This window comes from Nonomuraea lactucae (genome assembly GCF_003313395.1).
GTDB classification, from domain to species: domain Bacteria; phylum Actinomycetota; class Actinomycetes; order Streptosporangiales; family Streptosporangiaceae; genus Nonomuraea; species Nonomuraea lactucae.
Map to the genome: position 1 here is coordinate 1 of NZ_QNFZ01000815.1, position 5,395 is coordinate 5,395.

The following is a 5,395-nucleotide window of genomic DNA, read 5'->3' on the forward strand; positions in this document are numbered from 1 at the left end:
CGCGGGCGGCACCGCCGTCGGCGCCGACACCCGGCTCGGCTACGTCCTCGCCCGGGGCGGCGGCGACGCCTTCGCCGACGCGCTGGGCTCCGCCCCGTCCGTCGTCGGGGTGTCCACCGACCGGCGGATCGGCTTCGCCGCGGCGACGCGCACCGCCCAGCCCGGCAGGTCGGCGATCGTCTCGGGCGAGGGGGCGGGAGAGCCGCTCGCCGGCCGCCAGTGGGACATGAGGATGATCGGCGCGGACCGGGCCAACCGGAAGGCCCCCGGCACCAGGAAGGTGCTGGTCGGCGTCATCGACACCGGCATCGACGGCAAGCACCCCGACATCGCCCCGAACTTCAACCGGGAGCTCAGCCGCAACTTCGTCACAGACAGGCCCAAGGACGAGGACGGCGACACGCTCGACGGCCCCTGCGAGACCAGTGACTGCAAGGACCCCGTCGACCAGGACGACGACGGGCACGGCACGCACGTGGCCGGCACCATCGCCTCGCCCCTCAACGGCGTCGGCATCGCGGGCGTCGCGCCCGGCGTCCAGGTGGTGAACATCAGGGCCGGCCAGGACTCCGGGTTCTTCTTCCTCAAGCCCAGCCTCGACGCGCTCACCTACGCCGCCGACATCGGCGTGGACGTGGTCAACATGAGCTACTACGTCGACCCGTGGCTGTTCAACTGCGCGAACAACAAGGCCGACAGCAAGAAGCAGCGGCTCGAACAGCGCGCCATCGTCACCGGAATGCAGCGGGCCATCGACTACGCGCGCAAGAAGGGCGTCACGATCATCTCCGCGCTCGGCAACGGCTCCACCGACCTCGGCAAGCCGAGAATCGACAGGGCCAGCCCCGGCTACCCGCGCGGCCAGGAGAAGGTCCGCCGCATCGACAACTCCTGCCTGAACGTCCCCGCCGAGTCGAAGGGCGTCATCTCCGTCGCGGCACTCGGCCCCTCCGGGCGCAAGGCCGTCTACAGCGACTACGGCGTCGAGCAGACCGACCTGTCGGCGCCCGGCGGCGACGTCCTCGACGGCAAGGGCAGCTCCGCCACCCGCTCGATCCTGGCCCCCGCCCCGGAGGCCGTCCTCCGCCGCACCGGCAAGCTCGACAAGTCGGGCAGGCCGAAGAGCGCCGACGTCGTACGCGACTGCAAGAACGGAGGCTGCTCCTACTACCAGTACCTGGACGGCACCTCCATGGCCGCCCCGCACGCCACCGGCGTCGCCGCCATCCTGATCAGCCGCTTCGGCAAGCCCGGCAAGGGCGGCCTCAATCTCGCCCCCGGCGCCGTCGAACGCCTTCTGTACCGCAGCGCCAGGCACAAGGCCTGCCCCGACCCCCGCGCGTACGCCTACAAGGTCTACGGCGACATCGAGAAGCACGTCTGCGAGGGCGGCAGGTCGAAGAACGGCTTCTACGGCCACGGAGTGGTCGACGCCTGGAAGGCGGCTAACGTGAAGGAGTGATGGATCGCCTCGTCGCGGAGATCGCGATGGTGGCGCACTTCGCCTTCCCGCTGCCCGTCATCACGGTCAGCGGGCCGCCGCAGAGCGGCTTCATCGACTACCACATCGAGGGGGTCATTCACCCGGGGGAGTACCCGAACGTGGCGCGCCTGGCAGTCGCCGTTGCCGTGGTGTTCGCCTATGTCGGCTACGTTCTCGTCGTCAATGACTGCCAAGTGGTCTGTACCAATTAAGGTAGGACTCGTGACTCGTCGCGCGAAGATAGTCTGCACCCTAGGCCCCGCCACGTCCTCTCCCGAGCGCCTGCGCGATCTCATCGCCGCAGGCATGGACGTGGCCAGGTTCAACCTCAGTCATGGCGACCATGACATGCACAAAGAGGTCTACGACCGCGTCCGGGAGGTGGCGGCCGACCTCGGCCGGGGTGTAGGCGTGCTGGCCGACCTGCAGGGCCCCAAGATCCGCGTGGGCCGGTTCGAGGAGGGCCCGGTGCGGCTCGGCTTCGGCGACGTCTTCACCATCACCACCGAGGACGTGCCGGGCGACCGCGAGCAGGTCTCCACCACCTACAAGGGCCTGCCCAAGGACGTCCGCCCCGGCGACACGATCCTGGTCGACGACGGCCGCCTCGTGCTGGAGGCCACCCGCGTCGACGGCGCGCGCGTCGTCACCCGCGTCGTCATCGGCGGCATGATCTCCGACAACAAGGGCCTCAACCTGCCCGGCGTCAACGTCAGCGCGCCCACCCTCACCGACAAGGACGAGGCCGACCTGCGCTGGGCGCTGCGCATCGGCTTCGACATGATCGCCCTGTCGTTCGTCCGCCGCCCGTCCGACGCCGACGTGGTCCGCAACATCATGGAGCAGGAGGCCGTCCGCCTGCCCCTCCTCGCCAAGATCGAGAAGCCGCAGGCCGTGGAGCGGCTCCCCGAGATCGTCGAGGCGTTCGACGGCATCATGGTGGCCCGCGGCGACCTCGGCGTCGAGCTGCCGCTGGAGCAGGTGCCGATCGTCCAGCGGCGCGCCATCGAGCTGTGCCGCGAGAAGGCCCGCCCCGTCATCGTCGCCACCCAGATGCTCGACTCGATGATGAGCGCCCCCCGCCCCACCCGCGCCGAGGCGTCCGACGTCGCCTACGCGGTCATGGACGGCGCCGACGCTGTCATGCTGTCCGGCGAGACGTCCGTGGGCAGCTACCCCATCGAATCCGTCTCCACCATGGACCGCATCGCCTGCGCGGCCGAGAAGGCCTCACTGCACGCCACCCACACGCTGGAGCGCATGCCGGAGACCACGGGCGGCGCCATCGCCCGCGCCGCCGCCGAGGTGGGGGCGATCGTCGGGGCCAAGGCGCTGGTGGCGTTCACGATGTCCGGTGAGACCGCGCGCCGCCTGGCCCGCTACCGCTCGCCCATCCCGCTGCTCGCCTTCACCTCGGCCCCGCACGTGCGCGGGCAGCTCTCGCTGACATGGGGGGTGGAGACCTTCCAGGTGCCGTTCGTGCACCACACGGACGACATGGTGCGCCAGGTGGAGGCGTCGCTGCTCTCGTCCGGGCGGCTGGAGAAGGGTGACAAGGTGGTCATCGTGGCCGGTTCCCCTCCCGGCACCCCGGGCTCCACCAACGCCCTGCGCGTCCACACCATCGGCTCAGCCGTCTCACACGCCAACTGACCACCCCGGGCCCCCTCCGACCCCTGCCATCAGGCGGGGTGCGGTGATCGCGAAGTCGAGGGTCGATGCGCATCGCTTGGGGGTTGCCGTGGCGCTCCTGGAGGATCCACTGGCGGTGCCGTGGCCGGTGGTGGACACACGACGGTTGGTCATACGAGGTCGCCAGGTCCGGTGCGCAGCGTGTGTTCGCCGGCCACGGTGCGATGGTGTTGGAGGACGTCGGGGGGTCGCCAGTGCACGTTGGTGGCCCAGTTCAGGCGTTCGGACAGACTGATGAGTGGGTCGATCTGGCGAGGGCCGCGGCCGTGCCGTGCGCAGGTGGGTCGTGGCGGTGGGTTCTGTGCGGCCGCTCACCGATCATGTGGCACAGGGAGTTGACGCTCCAGGTGACGTGCTGCAGCAGGGCGATGCGGACCAGGCCGGCCCAGATGAATGCGGTCAGCCCAGCCCGGACGGCGGGGGCCGGATCGTTGCGCAGCAGGTCGGGGCGCGGGTCACACCACGATCGGGAAGCGGCGGTCCAGGCCGCTGATGCGCAGCAGCCTGGACATGATCGGGGGAAGGCCGGTCAAGGCCAGCGTGATGCCCCGTGCCCGGGCACGGCCTTGCACGCCGAGCAGCACGGCCAGGCCGCCGGCGTCGCAGAAGGTGACCTGGGACAGGTCCAGGACGAGCCGGTCGGTGCTGTAGCTGAGGGTGTCCAGCAGCCGCCGGCGCAGCTGAGCCGTGGTGAAGATGTCGATGTCTCCTGACAGACGCACGACGGTCGGTGCCGAGGCGGTCGCCCCTCCGAGCGGGGCGGTGTCGATGACGGTCATGGAAGTCTCCTTTGGAGAGGCTGAAATGGACGAGATGCCTGCCGGCCGGGGATCGGCCCGCCGCCAGTACGGGCGGTGCCTGAACCGCTCGACCCGGCCGGCAGGCGGCACGTGGGTCACGGCTGCGCTGACGGTCCGTTGCTTGAGGAGGTCGCCCCCTGTCCGATGATCCACCCGCCCTCGGTCTTCCAGCGGGCTTCGCGGCCTGCCCTCGCCGCGTGGAACGCGGGATCGGGCGGCAGGCTCGCCAGGGTGAGGATGTCTTCGGGAGCCAAGCCAGCCGTGTTCTGGGCAGTGAGCTTGAGCGCGGCCTCGGCGGCCGCGTCGCGGGAGTAGGGCCGCCAGGCCCCGTCCACCACGGCCCGCCGATCCAGCACGGGGTGGAGACTGAGCCGTAGCGCGGAATCAACCCGTGGGATCGCGGACGAGGCGGAACTGAGCGGCGTGCGTCGCCAAAGAGGTGTCGGCGTCATGGTCGCCTGACCTGTCCAGGCCCCGCCGAACGGGGCCGGTGGTGGTTCGCCGGGGGCGACGCCGACCTTGGTGTCAACGCTCGAAAAAGCCTCGGTTCCTTTACCCTACCTCATGGAGCGGGTGACTTCTGGAAACCTGGCCCAAGAGATCACCGCATCCCGCGCGACATCATCACCGGCCTCGGCTCGCTGGACACCAACCGCCGCTACGCCCTGCCCACCGAAGCCGCCAAGGCCGCCGCCTTGGACGCCCTCGTCACCGACCGAACGGTGCTGGCCGCCCTGTCCGGAAAAGAGCGCGACTACACCACCAAGGGCTGATCCGACTATTGCTACCTCGCGGCTTGCCGCAGCTGTAGGAGCCCCAGGCGTCACAGGCGTCGCCATTTCTGTCAAGATCATTCAGCGATGGCGGCTGTCCGCCGGTTCCTCGACCCCGGACCCGCAGCCCACGACGAGGTGGTGGATGACGTCGGCGGCGGAGTGGTCGGCGGGGAGGCCGGCGAGGAAGGCCGTGTCCTGACCGAGGGTGAGCAGCGCGGGCTCCCGGTAGCCGTCCGGGCGCCGCTGCCCGAGCCCGATGGCGGCGAGCAGCCCGTTGCACAGGCAGAGCCGGCCCTCGGCCTCCTCGGCCGGGCGGCCCTTGCGGACGTAGGTGGCGACCGGTTCGGCCGGGCAGCGGTAGCCGAGCGAGCCGTCCGGCTTGGTGAACGGCGTGCGCAGGTAGCCGAGGTCGCACAGCCTGGGGCGGCCTGAGTGGACGGCCGGTTCGGAGAGCGTGCCGGGCAAGTCGGCGATCTTGAACGGGAAGCCCGTGGGGGAGGCGCGCGGGTCGTTGCGGATCTCCAGCGTGCCGGCGGCGGCCCGCCGGAGCAGGCGCCGCCTGAGCTCGCCGTCGAGCCCCGACTCCCGGCACAGCGCGAACGCCGAGCCCACCTGCACGCCCGCCGCCCCGGCCTGGAGCGCCC

The 5,395-nt window shown here is 70.8% G+C and carries 5 protein-coding genes and 1 pseudogene; 3 read left to right on the forward strand and 3 right to left on the reverse strand.

Annotated elements, in window-relative coordinates:
- From DQW85_RS28400 to pyk, 3 genes are all read left to right on the forward strand, one after another.
- A partial coding sequence (locus tag DQW85_RS28400; RefSeq protein WP_113702944.1) for a S8 family peptidase occupies positions 1-1,462 on the forward strand: 1,462 nt, incomplete at its 5' end.
- Positions 1,462-1,695 (forward strand): hypothetical protein, encoded by a 234-nt coding sequence (locus tag DQW85_RS28405; protein WP_205315476.1) that lies wholly within the window; start codon positions 1,462-1,464, stop codon positions 1,693-1,695. The genes DQW85_RS28400 and DQW85_RS28405, both read left to right, overlap by 1 nt.
- Positions 1,696-1,705: 10 nt before the next feature.
- The gene (pyk, locus tag DQW85_RS28410; protein ID WP_113702946.1) at positions 1,706-3,136 is read left to right on the forward strand and encodes a pyruvate kinase; all 1,431 of its coding nucleotides are present in this window, start codon (positions 1,706-1,708) and stop codon (positions 3,134-3,136) included.
- Between the two features lie 494 nt (positions 3,137-3,630).
- On the opposite strand, the gene DQW85_RS28420 is transcribed toward pyk, so the two are convergent.
- The 3 genes and pseudogenes from DQW85_RS28420 to DQW85_RS28430 all read right to left on the reverse strand — a co-directional run.
- On the reverse strand, positions 3,631-3,954 hold the full coding sequence (locus tag DQW85_RS28420) for an STAS domain-containing protein (protein ID WP_113702947.1): 324 nt from the start codon (positions 3,952-3,954) through the stop codon (positions 3,631-3,633).
- A 116-nt stretch (positions 3,955-4,070) separates the two neighbouring features.
- Entirely contained in the window at positions 4,071-4,331 is a 261-nt protein-coding gene (locus tag DQW85_RS28425) for a hypothetical protein (RefSeq protein ID WP_113702948.1), read from the reverse strand.
- A gap of 498 nt (positions 4,332-4,829) precedes the next feature.
- Positions 4,830-5,395: pseudogene (locus DQW85_RS28430) on the reverse strand (nitronate monooxygenase); the annotation flags it as partial.